Annotated in this window: 17 protein-coding genes; 5 read left to right on the plus strand and 12 right to left on the minus strand. The window is 40.1% G+C overall.

Annotated features, from left to right (window positions below):
* Nucleotides 1-368 precede the first annotated feature (368 nt).
* Together RDV52_RS10560 and RDV52_RS10565 are read left to right on the plus strand one after the other, a co-directional pair.
* Nucleotides 369-1,199 (plus strand): EFR1 family ferrodoxin, encoded by an 831-nt coding sequence (locus tag RDV52_RS10560; protein WP_004365571.1) that lies wholly within the window; start codon nt 369-371, stop codon nt 1,197-1,199.
* A 76-nt stretch (nt 1,200-1,275) separates the two neighbouring features.
* On the plus strand, nt 1,276-3,042 hold the full coding sequence (locus RDV52_RS10565; protein WP_004365570.1) for a M6 family metalloprotease domain-containing protein: 1,767 nt from the start codon (nt 1,276-1,278) through the stop codon (nt 3,040-3,042).
* Nucleotides 3,043-3,556: 514 nt separating this feature from the next.
* Here the strand turns inward: RDV52_RS10565 and rodA are convergent.
* The 6 genes from rodA to RDV52_RS10595 form a co-directional block, all read right to left on the minus strand.
* Complete coding sequence (gene rodA, locus RDV52_RS10570; protein WP_004365568.1) at nt 3,557-5,032, minus strand: rod shape-determining protein RodA; 1,476 nt, start codon at nt 5,030-5,032, stop codon at nt 3,557-3,559.
* 29 nt (nt 5,033-5,061) lie between these two features.
* Nucleotides 5,062-7,215, minus strand: a complete 2,154-nt coding sequence (mrdA, locus tag RDV52_RS10575) for a penicillin-binding protein 2 (protein ID WP_004365567.1) — start codon at nt 7,213-7,215, stop codon at nt 5,062-5,064.
* Complete coding sequence (mreD, locus tag RDV52_RS10580; protein ID WP_004363830.1) at nt 7,212-7,715, minus strand: rod shape-determining protein MreD; 504 nt, start codon at nt 7,713-7,715, stop codon at nt 7,212-7,214. Before mreD ends, mrdA begins: the two co-directional genes overlap by 4 nt.
* Before the next feature lie 82 nt (nt 7,716-7,797).
* Nucleotides 7,798-8,679 carry a rod shape-determining protein MreC gene (gene mreC / locus RDV52_RS10585; protein WP_004365566.1) on the minus strand — a complete coding sequence of 294 codons (882 nt, stop codon included), beginning with the start codon at nt 8,677-8,679 and terminating at the stop codon, nt 7,798-7,800.
* Nucleotides 8,680-8,763: 84 nt separating this feature from the next.
* A complete protein-coding gene (locus RDV52_RS10590) occupies nt 8,764-9,786 on the minus strand; it encodes a rod shape-determining protein (protein WP_004365565.1) in 1,023 nt (340 codons plus the stop codon).
* A 116-nt stretch (nt 9,787-9,902) separates the two neighbouring features.
* Entirely contained in the window at nt 9,903-10,496 is a 594-nt protein-coding gene (locus RDV52_RS10595; protein ID WP_004363827.1) for a hypothetical protein, read from the minus strand.
* Nucleotides 10,497-11,273: 777 nt separating this feature from the next.
* Here RDV52_RS10595 and mutY point away from each other — a divergent pair.
* Nucleotides 11,274-12,257 carry an A/G-specific adenine glycosylase gene (mutY, locus tag RDV52_RS10600; protein ID WP_040556712.1) on the plus strand — a complete coding sequence of 328 codons (984 nt, stop codon included), beginning with the start codon at nt 11,274-11,276 and terminating at the stop codon, nt 12,255-12,257.
* A gap of 15 nt (nt 12,258-12,272) precedes the next feature.
* Here the strand turns inward: mutY and RDV52_RS10605 are convergent, their stop codons facing one another.
* Nucleotides 12,273-13,556, minus strand: coding sequence for an MFS transporter (locus RDV52_RS10605; protein WP_040556963.1), 1,284 nt, complete (start codon nt 13,554-13,556; stop codon nt 12,273-12,275).
* Nucleotides 13,557-13,698: 142 nt separating this feature from the next.
* Here RDV52_RS10605 and RDV52_RS10610 point away from each other — a divergent pair, with 142 nt between their 5' ends.
* Nucleotides 13,699-14,481, plus strand: coding sequence for a tRNA threonylcarbamoyladenosine dehydratase (locus RDV52_RS10610; RefSeq protein WP_004365560.1), 783 nt, complete (start codon nt 13,699-13,701; stop codon nt 14,479-14,481).
* A 177-nt stretch (nt 14,482-14,658) separates the two neighbouring features.
* Nucleotides 14,659-15,564: a DMT family transporter gene (locus tag RDV52_RS10615; RefSeq protein ID WP_004365559.1), complete on the plus strand. Its 906-nt coding sequence runs from the start codon at nt 14,659-14,661 to the stop codon at nt 15,562-15,564.
* Between the two features lie 87 nt (nt 15,565-15,651).
* Here RDV52_RS10615 and RDV52_RS10620 read toward each other — a convergent pair whose 3' ends face one another.
* From RDV52_RS10620 to RDV52_RS10640, 5 genes are all read right to left on the minus strand, one after another.
* The gene (locus tag RDV52_RS10620; protein ID WP_004365557.1) at nt 15,652-16,203 is read right to left on the minus strand and encodes a 3'-5' exonuclease; all 552 of its coding nucleotides are present in this window, start codon (nt 16,201-16,203) and stop codon (nt 15,652-15,654) included.
* A 517-nt stretch (nt 16,204-16,720) separates the two neighbouring features.
* Nucleotides 16,721-18,136 (minus strand): tetratricopeptide repeat protein, encoded by a 1,416-nt coding sequence (locus RDV52_RS10625; RefSeq protein WP_040556961.1) that lies wholly within the window; start codon nt 18,134-18,136, stop codon nt 16,721-16,723.
* A gap of 79 nt (nt 18,137-18,215) precedes the next feature.
* Nucleotides 18,216-19,175 (minus strand): PstS family phosphate ABC transporter substrate-binding protein, encoded by a 960-nt coding sequence (locus RDV52_RS10630; RefSeq protein WP_004363818.1) that lies wholly within the window; start codon nt 19,173-19,175, stop codon nt 18,216-18,218.
* Between the two features lie 15 nt (nt 19,176-19,190).
* Nucleotides 19,191-20,075 carry an energy transducer TonB gene (locus RDV52_RS10635; protein ID WP_004363817.1) on the minus strand — a complete coding sequence of 295 codons (885 nt, stop codon included), beginning with the start codon at nt 20,073-20,075 and terminating at the stop codon, nt 19,191-19,193.
* A gap of 28 nt (nt 20,076-20,103) precedes the next feature.
* Nucleotides 20,104-20,763, minus strand: coding sequence for an ExbD/TolR family protein (locus RDV52_RS10640; protein ID WP_004365553.1), 660 nt, complete (start codon nt 20,761-20,763; stop codon nt 20,104-20,106).
* Nucleotide 20,764 lies beyond the last annotated feature (1 nt).

Consider the following 20,764-nt stretch of genomic DNA (forward strand, 5'->3'; position numbering starts at 1 on the left):
CAGTGGTTGCAAATTTAAATAAATAATTGCAAACCACAATACTTTAAATGCAGTTTTTTCAAAAAAACTTTTCAGTTTGCTAAGAGAGCTGTGTAAAATAGTACTTTTCCTCCATAAGACTTATGGGTACAATGTGTTTACAGAATTATAAGAAACAGAGAGATTTTGAAACAAGTTTCCCAAAATATAATTAGAAACTTGAAAAATTCTAATTATAAATTTTTATTTTGTTATTATAGATTTATATTTTGTTATTACAATTTTTCTCATGGTTATAAAATGCTGATTATTATATATTTACCCAGCCTAAATTATTTTAAAAAGTAGTAAGTCTTTGTACTTTCAGTAATTCTAAGTATTTTTGCACTATGATTTTCTATTTCTCAGGCACAGGAAACAGTCGCTGGGCTGCTAAATTGTTAGGACAATGTCTCAACGAACGTATTGTCTCTATGAACAAAACTGCCGAAACGAATACGAAGATTGTCTTGACAAACGACGAGGTCGTTGGTTTTGTTTTCCCTGTCCATGGCTGGAGAGTGCCTCGCATTGTATCCGACTTTATGCGTACTCTTGAATTTCACGAGGGGGATTTGCAGAACAAGAAAGGTCATTATACCTTTTGTTTGCTAACAGCGGGCGACACTATCGGGCGTACTATGGAGCGTTTTGCAAGAGAATTGAAAGAGGTAAAGTCTGAAACAACATTAGAATTAAATGCTGTCGAATCGGTAATAATGCCAGAATCGTACGTCGGATTGCCCGGAATGGATGTGGATAAACCTGAAAAGGAATTGGAGAAAATAAAGTCTGCCGAGAAAGCAATCGTCCGTTTTGCGTCGATTGTTAAAGGAAGAGAACTTAGCCAAGATAACTTTCCCTTAGGTTGGAAAGATTTGGAACGTGGTCCCATACCAGGCTTCTTTTCCGGACCAGTGGGAGGTTTCTTTACCCGTTACCTTATTACGGACAAACCTTTCAAAGTGGACAGAAAGAAATGTATTCGGTGTGGAATATGCGCAGAGGTTTGTCCGGTAGAAGATATAGAAGGAGGAAAAGGAAGAGAACCAAAGTGGAAGCATAATGGAAAATGCCTGACTTGCTTTGCATGTTACCACCATTGTCCGATCCATGCTATTGAATACGGCAACAGAACGAAACATAAAGGACAGTATTTCTTTGGAAGAAGAGATGGATAAGGTTCAATAAGGATTGGACGAACAAATATTATCATAGAATTTCAATATAAACAGAAAACTATAAATTAAGGTTAAGATGAAAAAACTATTACTCACATTTTGCCTGATTGTTACTGCAGTCGTTGCAAGGGCAGCTAAAGCTGACCCTACTCCATTTACAGTAATTCAGCCCGATGGCACTAAACTTACATTAGTATTGCACGGAGACGAACACTTCAGTTGGACTTCCACGCTCGACGGCGTATTGGTTGCCAAGAAAGACAAAGGCTATTATGTTGCGAAGATTGCTCCTGACGGCACATTGGAAGCTACGGACTTACTGGCTCACAATGCCGATGTCCGCACCACAGCCGAAATAAAGACGGCAAAGGCACAAAAGAAAGCTTTCTTCTTCAAGAACGCTGCCCGGAAGGTAACAGCAGCCAGGCGTGCGATTGGCATTGGACAGTCTTCGGTTCCTTACTTCCCACACGTTGGCAGTCCGAAAGTATTAACAGTCTTGGTAGACTTCAGCGACAACCCCTTTACGGTAAAGGATCCCAAGGCAAGTTTCGAGCAATACCTTAACGGAGAAGGCAAGCCTGTATCGTTAGGCACCAATGAACAGCTGAACTACGGCAGCGTCCGCCAGTACTTCAAAGACATGAGCAACGGAAAATTCACTCCACAATTTGGTATAGTCGGTCCATATCGCATGCCAAAACCTCTCGCCTATTATGGCAAAGATGCAGGTTCTTCTCACGATGTGAACATTACGGAACTAATAAAAGATGCCTGCGAGGCTGCAAAAGGTCAGGTAGACTTGAAAGACTACGACAGCAACGACGACAAAATCATAGACTTGGTCTATGTTGTCTATGCGGGTTATGCGCAGTCGATGGGTGGAAATTTAGCTACGGATATCTGGCCCAAGTCGTCGGTCTCATACGGAAGCATCGCCCTTGATGGTTATACCATAGGGCGTTATGGTGTCAGCAACGAACTGAATGCCAACAGAACTTCGCCTAAAAAAGAAGGGAAAGTTGTAAAAATGATTAATGGCATAGGTCTATTCTGCCACGAATTTTCGCACACGATGGGACTGCCCGACTTCTATCCGATTGCCACAGAAGCACAAATTGACAACCAAGGCATGGAATACTGGGACCTGATGGACGGTGGAGAATACACCAACAACGGCTTCTCGCCCACTCCCTATACGCCGTGGGAAAAGGAAGTCATGGGCTGGACGTCGCTAAGAACACTGAAAGATGCTGCTACGGACGTTACGCTGCAACCCGACGAAGCATGGAAAATAGAGAGCGACAACAGCGACGAGTATCTCATTGTGCACAACATTCAGAAGAAAGGCTGGCACACGGGAATAGCCAAGTTAGGGCACGGAATGCTTGTCTACCGCGTGAACTACGGTAAGGACAAGGTGAACATGTACGACCGTGTGAACGACACTCCCGGCAAACCGGGCATGACGATTGTTCCCGCCGATGGAATGTTGTACTCAAGCTACACGGCAAAAACAGACGAAGAACGAAAAAGATACAGAACAAGCCATGCCGGCGACCCATTCCCGGGCACGAACAATGCCTCCGAATTGCTGGAAGTACAGCTCAATCTGAGTACTTTAAAGAAGCCTCTATATAATATAAAGGAGAACTCAGAGGCACAGACCGTTACTTTCGACTATCTGAAGAAGTCGGACCCCACAGGCATCAGCACGGTTTCTACCAATGGAAAAGCAACCGACGACAGAATTTACACCCTCGACGGACGATACGTAGGTACAGCCCCCGCTGCCTTGCCGAAAGGTATATATATAAAAGGTGGAAAAAAGTTTGTAAAGTAAGCCGGACGATACACATAACCGGCATTACATTTTATATAATACTCACTACAAAATCAGAGGTGCTTCCCATCGCAGGGAGCACCTCTTTCCGTAAATATCAGCCCGACCACCCTATCCTTTTACACATTTCCTGCTACTTTCCCACTCGATTGCAAGCTATAATTGCCACGAAATTAGTTTACAATTTTAAGGTCAAATCCTATCTTTTTCCAAGAAACATTATACCTTCCAAAAAGAACGTTTATATATTTTATCAAAAATGTATATACCTTTTACCCAAAAAGTATATACTTTTCACTCAAAACGTATATACTTTTCATCGAAAAGTATATACCTTTTTACAGAATTACAACTACATTTTACAAACAACTGAATATCAAACACTTAACTCAATCCGTTTTTGTGAATTTTGTCATTGAGACTATGGTCTGAAAAGGTTGCATCGGTCAGCTGTTTCCTCTCATCAGACAAGAGGATTGTATAAGAGAAAAAGATGATTTTTTGTAATAAAAAACTACTGACGTATTAAATTCCGCCCCGCATCAATACGCAGGAAAATGAAAAGCAACAGCGTAAAACCCCAGAGCGAAGAGCCTCCGTAACTGAAAAATGGCAGCGGAATGCCAATGACCGGCGTCAGACCAAGCACCATTCCCACATTGATAAACACATGGAAAAGGAAAATTCCAGCCACGCAATAACCATAGACCCTGCCAAACTTGAAAGGCTGTCGCTCTGCCACATACATCAACCGAAGAATTAAAGCCAAGAATAACAACAGAACTGCAGCTGAACCAAGGAAGCCTTCTTCTTCGCCTACGGTACAAAATATAAAGTCAGTGTCCTGTTCCGGCACGAAATTCAGCTTCGTCTGTGTACCATTTAGGAAACCTTTTCCTTGCAATCCGCCCGAACCAATAGCAATTTCGCTTTGATGCACATTGTAACCAGCACCCGCAAGGTCTTCGTCCAATCCTAACAGAACATTAATTCGCACACGCTGGTGGGGTTGCATTACATCGTTCAGAACATAGCTTGCAGAATAAAAGAACGCAATGGAACCAACAGCAAATAAAGCAATAAAAAAGTAATGACTAATGCGTGTGCTCAGTGCGTTATAGACCAAATAGCCTATCATACCTGCAGAAATGATGAGTTGTACCCAGACAACATCGAACGGTATGACAAATTCGGAGAATAAAAGGCAGAGCAGAGTGACGCCAAGAGAGAACAAAAGAATCTTTCTCGCCTTTTCCTTGCTGCGCAAATATGTCCACACCATTCCTGCACTGAACATCTGCACAAGCAGCAGCACACAGAACTTTCCCACGGACGTAGGCGTGTCCCACAGCATGACATCATCGTATTTCACGCCTACAACAAAATAAACTATCATTGCGACACCCGTGAAAAGGAACGAACCAGGCATTCCCTCACGGTAGAACATCAGGAAGAACGACAGATAAACAAGTGCGGAACCCGTCTCGCGCTGCCCTACGATACACAACATCGGCAAGAAGATTATGCCTGCAGCAGCAGCCAGATGCTTCCAGTTGGAGATGGTAAAACCATATGCCGACATGAATTTTGCAATAGCCAGAGCCGTTGCGAACTTGGCAAACTCCGCAGGCTGCAGGCGCAACGGACCTAAAACGATCCAGGAACGCGAGCCCTTTATGGAATGCGGATTGAAAATTGTGAGGAACAACAACAGCAGCAACAACGCATAAACAACATAGGCAAACGTATCGTAGACACGGTCGTCCATCATCAATAATACAAAGCCAAGACAAATGGAAGTGCCGATCCAGACAATCTGCATGCCAGAACGCGACGACAGCGACAAAATGTCGGTATCGCCATAAGTGTAACTCGCACCACAGACACTAACCCAGCCAAAAGAAAGCAATGCCAAATAAATTCCTATCGTCCACCAGTCCAGTGAACGCAGAACGCCTGGTTGTTTGTTCGATTTATAATTACCTGCCACTATTCTGTCCTTTTCCTTTTATAAAGTCACTATTTCTTGTCGTCATTCCTACGATTTTCTTTGTCTTTTTTCTTCCCGCTATTGGGTTTGTCCCTCTCTTTGCCTTTATTCTTCTCTTCCTTTTCAGTCCTTATTTTTATCTCCTCGTCGTCCTTTATAATGGGGTCGCTCAACGGTTGCTGCTTCTTTTCTTTCTCTTCCGCATCTCGTTCTGCCTTCAACTGACGGGCACGTTGCTTCGCCTCAATATTCTGCCGCTCGCGAACGATGCGCAAAGAATCCTTTATATGATTTACACGCTTTATCGAATCTAACCGCAAAGAATCCGAAATACTCAACTTACGTTTAAAAGGATAGCTGATATGACGCCTTTGTATCGATGTAGCCTGAGTTTCATCGTGAGGAGTCAACTTCCCATTTATATATTGCTCCATCATCAGAGAGCCGATAGGGACACCATAGACTGCCCCGAATCCACCATTCTCTACATACACGGCAATTGCAATCTTGGGAGATTCCACAGGAGCAAATCCCATAAACACAGAGTGATCCTTACCACGATTTTGTGCAGTACCCGTCTTTCCTGCAAGTGTATATCCAGGATGTACGGCATGGGCACAGGTACCACCACGTGCAGATGAGACCATTCCTGCAACCACTTCGTTAAAAGCCCGTGGCGTTCCCATTACTTTATGCATCTTTAAATATTTCCGGTCTAATTGTGCTCCTTGAATCTTCCGTACAACATGTGGAGTATAGTAGTATCCACGATTTGCAATAATAGCACCAAGATTTGCAATTTGCAATGGAGTCAGATTAATTTCTCCCTGCCCTATAGCAATTGAAATGACCGATAATGGATTCCATTTCCCAAAAGCATTATCGTAAAATTCTGCATTCGGAATAAGTCCTCGCTTCTCTCCTGGCAAATCGATCCCCAATTTATAACCAAATCCCATTGACACCATATAATCGCGCCATCGGTTCATTGCATCGTCAAGATTCTTATACTTTCTCCTGTTAGAAAGCATATAATATAGCCCCCAACAAAAATAAGCATTACACGAAGTACTTATTGCCGGTACAATAGAAATAGGCGAAGCATGTGCATGACAGCCTACATGAAGACCACGAAAAGAAAAACCATGATGACATGGAAAACGAGTAGAATCGCTCACAATTCCTTCGCTGAAATAAGTAATTGCCTGACTTGTCTTAAAAGTAGAGCCAGGAGGATATTGTCCCATTATAGCTCTATTAAGTAAAGGTTTAGAGGGATCGAGTGTCATTCGCTGTTGATTCTTGCCACGCATCTTCCCTATCATTTCACGAGGATCGAAAGTTGGCGAGGAAACCATTGCTAATATCTGACCGGTCTTAGGCTCAATAGCTACAATCGCTCCTATTTTTCCTTCCATCAAACGTTCGCCAAGAGCTTGCAAATCGGCATCAAGACCTAATTGCAAATCACTTCCAGGCTTAGGTCGCTGGTCGTATTGACCATCTTTATATCTTCCTTTAATACGCCCATGAGCATCACGAAGAAGAATTTGCACTCCTTTCTGTCCACGTAGTTCTTTCTCGTATTTGCGTTCAATTCCCATTTTACCGATATAATCGCCTGGTTGGTAATAATCATCAGTTTCAATATCACTTTGACTCACCTCTGCCACATCTCCCAGAACATGTCCTGCGATTGTTCCGCTGTATTGGCGAATACTGCGCTTTTGTATATAAAAACCAGGGAAACGATAAAGTTTCTCTTGGAAAGAACTAAACTCTTTATCGCTTAATTGCCCCATAAAGAGTTGCTGGGTAAAACGAGAATAACCTGGATTCTTTGTTCTATCCTTTATATCTTTCATACGTTGAACAAAGAAATCCTTCGTAATATTTAAAGCTTTACAAAATTCTAAAGTATCAAGACGACCTTTTTCTTCGTTCATTACCACCATAATATCATACGCAGGTTGGTTATAAACGAGAAGTTTTCCCTTTCTGTCAGTAATTATACCTCGGGAAGGAAATTCTATTTTCTTTAAAAAAGCATTAGAATCGGCACGTTTGCGATAGTCGTCACTTGCTATCTGGAGTGCAAATAATCGTATTAAATAAACAGTGATGATAGCAATAGCAACACCACTAAGAATAAAACGGCGTTTCTCTAAATCATAGTTAATCATGCCCGACTCCTTACATGTTCAATTACTAAAAGGAATAACAACGTTAATATAGTACTCCCTACAACACACTGTAACCAAACAAAGAAATTAAAGAAACTAAACATATCTAAGGAGAAAAACACAATGCAATAAACAAATGTCAATATCAGACTGTACCAAACATATCGTCCGAAACCAAGACTCGTTACTCCTGGCTGCAAATCTTCAGCATTATCGTGCGAAACGAACGCACGTAATATATAGGGTTGTAATGCTGCAATCAAAGTTAAGGAACCTGATGACACTCCTGGAGTATTTGAGAAAGTGTCTATGAGTAATCCCATAATAAATCCCCACAAGACAATTACCCATTGTGGACAGTTTCTTCGAAATAAAAGAATGAAATAAACATAAGGTAAAGGGGTAGCGAAACCAAACAAATGAATATGATTCAGCACAAATACTTGTGCAAGTACTAATATCAGAAACCAGCCTAATGTCTTTACAAAATCTATATTCATTTCTCTAATCGTGTACTATAAGTTCCTTATTTTGTTTTATAACACTTGCCTCCTGACACAAAAATGCAAAATTTGAGCGCATTTAGTTTGTTTCAGAAAAATCTGTATTCAAATGTCTTATAGAATCGTTTGCAGCATTAATCACCTTCTTTTTCTCTCTTACAGTAGCATCATCAATAATACAAACATCTCGTAAATTACCAAAATCGGTAGACAATTGCACCGCCAAACGGAAAGAAAGTCCGTCTTCTGAATTATAAACATGCTTTACCTTACCTACTAAAATACCAGCAGGGAAGATTGCGGAATATCCACTTGTAACTATTCTATCGCCTAATTTAAATTTCGCATGACGTGGAATATCATCTAAATAAGCAACGTCTTTTGCACCGCCAGTCCATCTTAAATAGCCAAAATAATTCCTATTTTGTATGGAACAACTAATATTCGACTTAGAGTTCAAGACAGGTAATACTATAGAATAATGTGTTCCTACCAAGTAAACCACTCCAACTACACCATTCCCACATGCAACCCCCATGTCTTTCCGAACTCCGTCCCACGAACCTTTATCTATGGTTATAAAATTCTCTTCTTTATCAAGTGAATTAGATACGACCTTCGCAGGAATCAATTTAAAATCAGAAAGAAATCTGTATTGTCCTTTCCGTACTATGTTTGGATCTCGAGTCTTGTCATAAAGCTGATCTGAGAGTTCTTTTATTTGATGTTCTAAAAGTAAATTTCTTTCTGTCAGCTCTTTGTTCATTTTACCCATCGAAAGATACGATGTCAGTGAAGAACTCAGTTCATAGACTTTACCCGCCATGATATTGGCAGAGGTAAACCACACGCTTCCTTGGTAGTTGTTGAAGCGGAACAGAAGTACCAAACTGGCGATTTCCAGCAAAACAAAAAGAAACCAATGCTTATATTTGGCAAGAAATTCAGTGAGGTTATTCATTCTTACAGCTTATCGACAAAACGAAACCGACCATTGAAGAAACTTTCAGTGCATTTCTCCAACAGTCAGCCCTATTCAGTTTGTTTATCTCATCAGGAACGAGAAACGGTCTACATTATTCAATGCTATACCCGCTCCCTTGGCAACACTGTGCAATGGGTCTTCAGCCACATGGAACGGAATGTTAATCTTATCGGTCAAACGCTTGTCAATTCCACGTAACAAAGCACCGCCACCACTCAAATAGATGCCATTCTTTACTATATCGGCATACAATTCAGGCGGTGTATTCTCCAAAGCAGAAAGAACTGCATTCTCTATTTTTGCCACAGTCTTGTCCAAACAATGCGCTATTTCCTGATAGCAGACTGGTACCTCCATTGGCAACGCCGTGATACGGTTTGGCCCGTGAACGATATAATCCTCCGGAGCCTCGTCTCCTAAATCGGTCAAAGCCGAACCGACGTGCACCTTAATACGTTCCGCCATACGCTCGCTGACGCGAACATTGTGTTGACGGCTCATATATTCCTGAATATCAGCAGTAAGGTCGTCGCCAGCAACACGAATAGAGTTATTGCAAACGATACCACCTAACGAAATAACAGCTATTTCTGTACTACCGCCACCAATATCAACTATCATATTTCCTTCAGGTGCCTCTACGTCAAGCCCCATACCAAGAGCAGCTGCCATTGGCTCGAAGATAAGATAAACATCGCGCCCATCGGCATGTTCGGCAGAGTCGCGGACTGCACGCAGTTCTACTTCGGTAGACCCAGAAGGTACACCAATCACCATACGCAAAGACGGAGAGAACAAGCGATTACCACTATGCACCATCTTAATAAGTCCCCTCATCATTTGTTCGCATGCCGTAAAGTCGGCAATCACACCATCTCGAAGTGGGCGAATGGTACGAATATTGGGGTGTTCCTTCTCATACATCATCTTGGCGTCGTTGCCAACGGCTATCATCTTGTCCGTGCGGCGGTCGAGTGCTACTACTGAAGGTTCATCAACAACTATCTTATCATCACTGATAATGATAGTATTTGCTGTTCCCAGGTCCATTGCTATTTCCTGGATAAATGAAAAAAATCCCATTCTAAAATATTTGATATGTGGTGAAAACGGGGACAATCCCCATCGTCATTTTATTATTTTCTTTCTTATATGCTTGCCATCTACAAACGCTTACGGTCTGCAAACACTGTTTTTACTTACTTCGCAAACCAATTATGTATTGCCGTATCGTACCGACTGGTAACCGCAAACGCACGCTCTGCAAACATTTTCCGGTCTTCGAGTCCTGTCTTTGCACCCTGCTTGTTCAGCAGTTGCAACAACACAGGGTATTCTGCCTTGCTTGGAATAATGACAACATCATTGAAATTCTTTGCACCTGCACGTATCAAAGAAATGCCGCCAATATCGATTTTTTCGATAACATCAGCTTCGCTTGCACCGCTTGCTACGGTTTGTTCAAATGGATACAAATCAACAACAACCAAATCAATTGCCGGAATTTCGTATTCAGCCATTTCTTTCCGATCGTTCTCAAGTGCACGACGTGCCAAAATCCCACCGAATATCTTGGGGTGCAATGTTTTTACACGACCACCCAAGATAGAAGGATAAGTAGTTATATCTTCAACTTTCTGACATTCATAGCCTAAAGACTCTATAAACTGCTGCGTACCACCAGTACTAAGGAATTTCACGCCCTCATCGTTCAGTTTCTTTAAAATATCTTCCAAACCATCTTTGTGGAATACGGAGATTAAAGCAGTCTTAATTTCTTTTGTATCAACCATAGTTGCCTACTGTTTCAATTTGTTTTGCAAAGATACAAAATAGTGCAATAAGCAAACAAGATTTTTAGATAAAAAAACTTTAATTCAGCTACATTATTAATCAACATCAACATTAAAGGTGTCCATTTCTGAGTTTACAATATTGCGAATTATTTATAAGCTGAATGTAAAGATACTAATTCGCAAAGACAAAATAGCATTTCGGAGAACCTATTTGTAATTCTTGGAGCAGTAGAAAAATACTGCGAACAAGCATTTCGATTCAGCTTTCTGAATAAAAGAGTGTCTTTTATTCGTTGCATAGCTTCGCCTGCATACCTTATTATATATAGAAAAATAAGACAGCAAAAGTGTAAAAAAAAAATTATAAATGTACCTATCATCTAACCAATTAATTATCAATATGTTATAAAACCTATTATTTCATATCTCAAAAGAACCTCTTTTATATGTAAAAAGCGTAGGTTTTACCTCGCCAAACAGCCTCTTTCGCAATGCCAAAGTACAGTCATCTCTTTTCAATAAAATTATATTTACAAATTCAAGGACGTTTTTTATTCACAGCTTTCAGCAAGAACAAGAAAATAGTTCCACCAATAAACTTTTACAAAACTAAAACTTTGGAAGACAGAAATTAGAGACATTCAGTACTTTTCTCATAATTTCTGAACTGCAAACTTCTTGTTCCTACTAAATTATGATGATAATGCAGATATTCCAAAGCAAGTATGTAGCCTCGAAAGAAGTTTCCTCCAATATTTTAAGTACCTTTGCACTATGAACTTTAGCAAGACTATATTGAATTGGTATGCCATAAACGGACGAGAACTTCCATGGCGACAAACCACCAATCCATACGCTATCTGGCTGAGCGAGGTTATTATGCAGCAAACAAGAATTGCACAGGGAACAGCCTACTGGGAACGTTTTATGAAACGTTGGCCTAACGTTCACGAATTAGCAAAAGCTACCGAAGACGAGGTTTTAAGAGAGTGGCAAGGACTGGGGTACTACTCTCGGGCACGAAATTTGCACAAAGCAGCACAACAGATAGTAAGTTTAGGGCATTTCCCACAGACTTACAAGGAGTTAATGCAGCTGAAAGGGATTGGCGAATATACTGCAGCTGCAATTTCTTCAATATCATTCGCAGAATCCATAGCAGTAGTAGACGGCAATGTCTATCGTGTTCTTGCTCGCTATTTCGGTATTGACACGCCAATAGATTCTACCGAAGGGAAAAAGGTTTTCAAGGCTATGGCGCAGGAATACCTACCGAAAGAGGCTCCTGCAGCTTACAATCAAGGAATGATGGACTTCGGTGCCATACAGTGTACACCAGCTTCACCCAACTGCGAAGTATGCCCATTGGTAGATACTTGCTTTGCGGCAAACAACAATAAAGTGGCCGAGTTGCCTGTAAAAGCAAAGAAAATAAAACAACGCGAACGCCATTTCTCCTTTATATATATAAGGTGTAATGGCGAAACTGCCATTCGTCGCCGTGGCGCAGGCGACATTTGGCAAGGCTTATGGGAGTTGCCAACGAAAGAATTGCTGGGCAATGCCTTTGAAAATGCCACATTAATAAAGAAGGACGTAAAGCACGTACTTACCCATCAAATCATCTTTGCCGATTTCTATCTGTTAGAAACTAACGTTCCTCCCACCCTACCTGCCGATTATATATGGATAAAAGAAAGCGAGATAGAACGTTACGCCCTGCCTCGCCTTATAGATTTGCTCGTTAAAAGTCTGTGAAATAATTATTTTTCGCTACGCATCCTTCTTGCCAAACTTAGGGTCTACCTTCAGCAAAGATGCCACAATAAAAGGGAAGATACACGATGCCATAACCAAAACAAAGAAGAGGCTGTAGCCTACGGCATCTGCCAAAGTTCCTGCAAATAATCCCGGAAGCATCATTGAAAGTGCCATGAAACCCGTACAAAGGGCGTAATGGCTGGTTTTATGCTCTCCTTGACTGAAGTATAGCATAAAAAGCATATAGGCACTGAAGCCAAAACCATAGCCAAAGTTTTCTACAAAGATGGCTGCACCGACGGCAAAAAGCGTAGAAGGCATTGCAAAACCAAGATAAACATAGGCGATATTGGGCAAGGTAATGGCAAGCGTCATGGGCCAAAGCCATTTTTTCAGTCCGTCCTTGCTGGCTACCAAACCACCTAAAATACCTCCAAGCAGCAGTCCTACCACCCCAACAACACCATTGACAACGCCGAATGCCTCTAAAGAAAGACCTAATCCGCCCTTATCGGATGTTGCTCTAAGGAACAACGGACCTACTGTGTTCAGTAACGCTTCGGGCAAACGGAACAGAAGCATGAAAGCAATGGCAACCAGAACCTCCTTTTTGCGGAAGAAACTTGCGAATGTATCTAAAAACTCTTTGAACAGTTTGGAAGCTGAAAGTTGCGTATGTTCGGCATCGGCATCGGGTTTTGGCAATACGTATCTATGGTAAAGACTCAGTCCGATGAACAAAGCTGCCAAGCCATAGAATACCAATGCCCATGAAAGTTGCACCTTCATGTACTTGTGCAGCAGTCCGGCAAGGGCTACCAAGCCACCTTTTCCAACAACCATCGAAATGCGATAGAACGTTGAGCGAATACCTACAAAGAAAGCCTGCTCGTGCGAATCAAGGCCTAACATATAGAAACCATCTGCCCCGACATCGTGAGTAGCACTCGAAAAAGCCAGCAGCCAGAAGAAACAGATAGTGCCTTGCAACCAAAACGATGTGTTAATGGTGAACGCCACGCCTGCAAAAGCTGCCCCAAGCAGCATCTGCATCGACAGTACCCACCAGCGTTTCGTGCGGATAAGGTCGAGAAACGGGCTCCATAAAGGCTTTATCACCCAAGGAAGATAGAACCATGAAGTGTAGAAAGTTGCTTCTGCGTCAGTCAATCCCATTTCCTGATAGAACACCAACGACACCAATACTACTGCTGCATTGGGCAATCCTTCTGCAAAATAGAGTGTAGAGACCCACGCCCAAGGCGATATTTTCTTTTTAATATTCTGTTCTTGCATTTTAAATCCACATTTATAATAATGTGCAACTCTGCACATCGCTTGCAAAGGTAAAGAAAAAAGCTAACATAAAAACAGAAACTACCGCCATTTTATGGGAATGTTATCTTAACTTTGCACCCACAAAGGAATTTAGAAAGGTATGAAAGAGCAATTTTCAAGAACAAAATTACTGTTGGGCAGCGATGCGATGAACACCTTAAAAAACAGCAGTGTGCTGGTTTTCGGTATCGGTGGCGTGGGTGGTTACGTCGTAGAAGTATTGGCACGCAGCGGCGTTGGGACAATAGGAATCGTAGACGACGACCACATTGGACTATCAAACATAAATCGACAGATTATTGCTACGCACTCTACACTCGGACAAGCAAAGGTAGATATAGCAGAAGAACGCATAAAAGATATAAATCCAAGTTGTGCAGTAAAGAAGTTTCAGACATTCTACCTTCCTGAAATTGCCGACCAATTCGACTTTACAGCATACGACTATGTGGTGGATTGCATTGACACCATAGTGGCAAAGATTGACATTATAACACGTTGCCACAACCTTAGAATACCTATGATTAGCAGTATGGGGGCAGCCTTCAAGTTAGATGCAACACAGTTTGAAGTAACCGACTTATTTAAAACGATTAACGACCCTTTGGCAAAAGTATTAAGAAAGAAACTCCGCAAGACCAACGTGCGTAACGTAAAGGTGGTTTACAGCCCCGAAGAGCCGCTAACATCTTTATATTCAGACGACAATGAAGATATTGACAACGATGTTGCAAATATAGAAACTATTGCACACAAGAAGCGTTCCACACCAGCTTCAAACGCATGGGTGCCTGCCACTGCAGGATTAATAATAGGTGGAGAGGTGATAAAAGACTTGTGCAAAGCTGCAAAAACGATGCGTAAAACAGACATCAATAAATAGATATTTCTTTGGAACGAAAGAAGGAATGTAAATAACTCAAATAGTGTTCTAAGTGTTAAATATCACATAAAAAACGCATAAAGTTCAGGTTTTTGCAAGATTTAAAAGCCAAGAATTTTGTTTATACTCTAAAAAGTCTTAACTTTGCGCTACTTTAAATCATACATAAACAGTTTTATGCCTAACATCGTTACAGAGAAAAAGAATAGAACGGTTCTCTATCATCTCATTGCAATCTTGGTTGTAAGTATCTGGGGTGCAACGCTTGTAAACACAAAGGTTGTTATACAAGGGGGTATGCGTCCCGACGAAGTATTTCTGTCACGCTACATCATAGCCTATCTTGCTATGTGGACTCTGTCTTACAAACGACTATGGTCCGCTAATATCAAGGACGAATTGCTCATGGTGGCATGTGGCGTTTTAGGGGGTTCGCTCTATTTCATACCCGAGAACTTTGCAGTACAAGTGGGTAGTGTAAACGATATTAGCTTCATTCTCTGCACATCGCCGCTGTTTACAATGTTCTTGGCAATACTTTTCTGCAATGAGAAACTAACAAAACCTCTTGCCATTGGTTCGATTATCGCCTTGATTGGCGTATCGTTCATTATATTTGGTGGCAATAACGAATGTGCTACGGCAAGCAACCGTGTGTTGGGCGATGCTTTAGCACTGCTTTCAACAGCTTGTTTTGGTGCTTACTGCTTACTTCTTCGTCCATTAGGTCTGAAATACGGCGCAGCTTTCATAACCCGTAAAATGTTCTTCTATGGCGCATTAACAAGCATTCCATTATTCATTATTACACCTTGGCATTATCCTGTAGAGAACTTCCTTACCGATTTGCCCGTTACTTTTAACCTTCTCTTCCTCGGTTTGGTTGCATCTTTCTTCTGCTTTGGTGCATGGAGCTTTGTTACAGAGAAAGTTGGTGCAGTGAAAATAGCCAACTATAACTATTTCAGTCCTATTTGTACTGTTATCATCAGTGCCATCTTCTTAGGCGAGAAAATGACAATAGAAGCAGCTATTGGTAGTGTGCTAATTCTGATTGGTGTATTCTTTGCCAATAAGAAATAAATACATAGAACAACAAAACAGTCTTAATGCGATTTGCATGAAGGCTGTTTTGTCTAAGGTCTCATCAAATATTAAACTGCATAAACCTTAAAGTTTACCATTACAATAATCCATTTCTTCTAACTCAACCCAACCTGCATCTTTTATTTCTCGTAAAAAAAGACGTGCACACATCTCTGCATCATCGCCGGCACGGTGATGTTTTCCATAAAATATCTCAAATTGATTGCACAGATAATCGAGCTTGTTACAGTCAAAATCGTAAAGATGCCGAGCTGCACGAAGCGAGCAATAATAGTCAACATCGGGAGTTGGAAGAGCATAATGCTTTAAAGAATGGCGAATACAACTTATATCAAATGCAGCATTGTGAGCAACTAATGCTGGACAATCTTTTAAATACTTGGTTATCTTATTCCATATTTCAGGAAACATTGGTGCATCAACAGTATCTGACGGCTGAATACCATGTACTTGAATATTCCAATAATCATAACTATTACCTTCAGGACGGACTAACCAAGACTTGGTTTCTACAATCTTACCATTTTTTACAACACAAATACCAGCTTCGCAAATAGAATTGCGTTTAGCTGTAGCTGTTTCAAAATCGATAGCAATAAAGTTTATATTATCCATTTTTTTAATTATAACAATTCAATCTATTTTTTGGATCCACACTTTCTATAGAGTCAATCAGCAAGTGCAAAATTAAGAATAAACTTCGAGGTACTCCTCCTTAGATGTATAAAAGTTTAGTCTTTCTCTCGGTCTTCTGTCTATTTTCTATTGAATAGAAGCAATTCTTTTATCGATGACCTACTTGGTTTATTCCTTTGGGAATATATTGCCTCACAAGTTTATGGGTGTTTCCTACTCCATCTTTCTGCCATAAGCAATAAGCATCCATAAAGAACACGGTAACTCCAAGCAAACATTCAAGATAGAAGTGCAATGTTTATTATTTATAACCAGAACAATAACTTTTATGATTCAAGCCATTTATCTTTTTTTCATATGCCGTATATATTTTTTCGTGCATTAAAGCTTCTAATATATCTCCTTTTACTCCCGATTATAAATCTTTATAAACAATTTGGGGTTGCATCAGAAATGATACAACCCCAGTCTTATAAAATAAATATTAAAATTTAAACTAAAGTCCTAAAGCTTTTTTTGCATTTTCATTATTTGGATTTACACTCAATACTTTGTTAAAGTATTGTTTAGCCATTTCAGCATTTCCTAATTTTGAATAGTAATAACCGAGACCATAGTAAACTTGCTCAAGATATGCTTTTGAATCTGCATCGAGATTTGGTTTGGCTTCTTCAAATGCAGCAATCTTCTTATAAATATCAGCAACTTTATCAGCATCATTTTTCATTTGTGCAGCATTTGCTTGATTTGACCAAATCCAATCTGAAATAGAAGGGAATTTAACCACCATCTGATCATAGATAGCAATAGCCTTATCTAAATAAGAATCTTTTAATGTTCTATCTGTTTCCGTTTCAGCTTTCTCTACCCATGTTGAAGCAAGCTTCGCCCAATCGTTAGAGTTTGCATTGGGCTTCTTTGCCAAATAGTCCATTTGAATTTGCAAAGCTTTATCGCCATCTCCTTGCGCTGCATAAATCTCTGCAATGGTTTTCATTGGTTCAAAATTTTTCTTATCCATATCGAGTGCCTTGTTAAGGTTCTCCAATGCCTTATCATACTCTTTATTTCCAGCTAATGCCTTTCCGTAAACAGCATAATCATTGGCAACTTTTTTACCTGTGCCAGCAAACATTTTATTAGCAAAGTCTAAAGCTTTTGGATAATCACCTTTTTCGGTTGCAGACATCATGCCAACACGAGCAATGTACTCGCTATTGGGGAAACGCTTTAAACCATCTTCAACAACTTCTAAAACTTTGTCGTACTTGCGAAGGATAAAGGCAGTATAACCATACTTATAAAAATTATCTTCAGTTAGGTTAGAATGATTTGCTTTGTCAAACCATGATAGTGCTTCCGCATACTTTCCATCACTAAGCATAATCTCTGCAGCAGTTGCTTCCACGGGGTAATTCGGTTCAACTTGACGAAGTTCCTCAAGTTTCTGGATTGATACTTGTGGGTTTACATGACGATATACCTTTGCATAACGCTCGTAAGCTGCTACATTATGGGGATCAAGACTAATTGCAGTTGCATAATTTTGAGCTGCAGCACCAGCATTACCAACACTATCTTGCAAAGCAACAATATCCCCAAGAAGAAGATATCCTAAGGTTCCATTCATCTTCTTATTAGAAACAATGGAATTGGCAATCTTCATTGCTTCAGTAAAGTTACGCTGAGCCAAATAGACATTACCAAGTGCTGTTAGTGCCTGCTCATCTTTCTTATAAGTTTTTAAATAATCCTTTATAAGATTTTTGCCAGCGTTCACATCATTAGGAGCAGCTTCTATGGCACTAATAATAGGATTAAGCGCAGCCTTATAGCTATCAGACTGAGCTAAGGCAGGAGATGATAAACTTAGTATCAAAGCTCCAGCTAATAAATATTTCTTTGTCTTCATAATCATCTATTATTCAATTAAACACGATATGAAATCCTCAAATAAAACTTATTACATAGTAAAAAGTCTAAGAATTCCATCAATTCTTTACCTTTACTTCACGAATGTTAATCTCAGCACGAGAAGGGAGTAGCCCCGTCTTTAAGATTATTTTCTGTCCGATTGGACCAGCAATAAAATTTGCAAATGCCCATGGCAATGCTTTATGTGGGTCTGCAACAATTGCATATATAGTTCTCACAAATGGATAACGCCCATCAAGGAAATAAGCTTGATAAGGTTGCCAACTGTTATAATCTTCAGCTTTGCTCGTTTTAGATATTGCCATTACACGAATATCATTTCTGAATGTAGTGTTTGTAGAATCGCTTCGATCGTTCAACCAATTCGAACCTATCACACCTATTGCGTTTGGAGTCTTCTTCACGTAGTCTATAACTGCTTTACTATTTTTAGCTGCTACAATATTCTGACTCTTTATATTTTTTCCTTCCAAGATTGAATCAACAACAAAATGAAGTGTTGCTGATGCTTTATTATCGAAAACAACTTCGATATTACCTTTATTTGAACGTGGATAAAGTTGATTCCACTTTGTTACTTCGCCTTTAAGCAGACGTTTCACATCAGTAACTGTTATACAAGAATCTAAGTTACTTTTATTTATAATAAAGGCTATTCCATCGTATCCAACCGGAAAAACAGATGGTATAGGTCCTTTGCTCCTCAAGATTGCATCTTCACCTTTTTGTAGACCATGAGAGGTAAAAAACAAATTAACCTTAAGATCTAACAACATCTTCATTCCCGTATTATCATCAGTATAAATCGGTAAAAGGTGTGTCTGAGGATAACGATATTGATAAACTTGCAATTCCTCTTCGAGAAATTGACTAAAACTTTCGTCAGAGGCGAATTTAATCGTCCCTGACGTTGGTGTATCTGTTCTACCATCTACAGCCTTCTTTCTTCCACAAGAAGAAAGAGAGGCTACAGAAAGTATCAATCCTACAAAAACGTAGAATATGGTTCTTTTCATAAATTTAAATTGATATTAGTTCAGTTTGAAAGTAATTGGAAGTTGGAACCACACATTCGCAGGCTGTCCGTTATTCATACCAGGATTCCATTTGGGCATACTGTTTACTACACGAAGAGCTTCACGATCGAGAGCGGGGTCTACACCACGTATTACTTCTGCTCTACTTACAGAACCATCACGTCCAACAACGAATTTCACAACTACTTTTCCCTGAATATTATTATCAGCAGCAGATGCAGGATACTGCAAGTGAGAAGTAAGCCAAGCTTGAACATTTCCTTTGAAAGTTGGTTGCTGTTCTGCGAAAGTAAAGATCTTCTTTTCGATATCCTCCTTTGGGGCTTCAACCTTAGGAGCCTCTGCAGGCTTCTCTACAGGAGGAATAATCTGCTCTGGTGTTGCCACTGTACTTCTTTCAGCTACAACATTACGATCTTCAACACCTTCTTTGGTCTCAGTACCGATAGCCTTGGTTTCCTTATTCATCTTAACCATTGGAGGCATTTCTTCCTTAACATCTTTGTCATCTTTGATGACAGGTGCCGTAAACTTCACAGTAGCACGAGTTTCAGGAACAACTTTTTCGGGTTCAACTTTCTTAGGTTCTTCCTTCTTTTGTTGTTTCTTCCGCTCAGCTTGTTCCTTCTTTGCTTGTTCTAAAGCTGCTAATTCCATTTTTGCAGCATAAGCTTCTTGGGCTGCAAGCTCATCGTTGTGCTTCTTTATCTGGTAAGCCAGATATCCACCACCGATGAATGCAGCAACAAGCAAAATAACTAATGCCTTGATGTTTCGCTGTGAAACAGTCTTACGGAGCTGATAGGCTCCATACGCCTTATTTTTATCAGCGAACACCATATCGACCCATTTAGGATCGTATAGATCAATTTTTGACATGTCTTTTTTCTTTAATTGTTATACATCATTAAACTTTAAACCCTTTTGTTAAAAGTACTGTCTTTTCTTGTGGGGTAAGTTTATCTATGACATAAGTTGCAATATATGAAATCTGCATTTCATCGAGAATATCAACAAGATGCTTATAAGAAGCTTTATCAGTTGGCTTGATGATAACGGTTAAGGTTGAAACCTTCTTTCCATTTACATTACCTAACTTAATGTTTGTAAGTTCAGCTTGGTAAATACTATCAGGATAAGCCTTTTCATTAGCAGCTTTCTTCTTTTGCAATTCTTGTACGGCAAGACGCATATCATTATAAGGTATACTTGCACCATTATCGACTTCCTTGTGTTGAAGAACATAACGAATACCAGTATTTCCAGTTCCCCAATCTGCTTTTTTCAGCCAATTAGGGTTATCAAGCTGTGGTTTACCTTCACCATAAAGGATCTTATCTCCATCGCCTATAAATATAGTTATAGAATGTGATTCTTTTGCTTCATTCTTTTTTACATCAGGCTGTTGCTTATCATTACTTGGCATAGTCAACTCCATAGTTGAAGGCTTGCTAAGTGAGGTACAAAGCATGAAGAATGTGATAAGCAACATAAGCATATCAACCATTGGTGTAAAGTCTACACGAACAGTCATTTTTTTCTGTTTGCTTTCTTTTTTATTCGCCATT

Origin of the sequence: Prevotella nigrescens, assembly GCF_031191185.1 — a bacterium.
Classification (GTDB): domain Bacteria; phylum Bacteroidota; class Bacteroidia; order Bacteroidales; family Bacteroidaceae; genus Prevotella; species Prevotella nigrescens.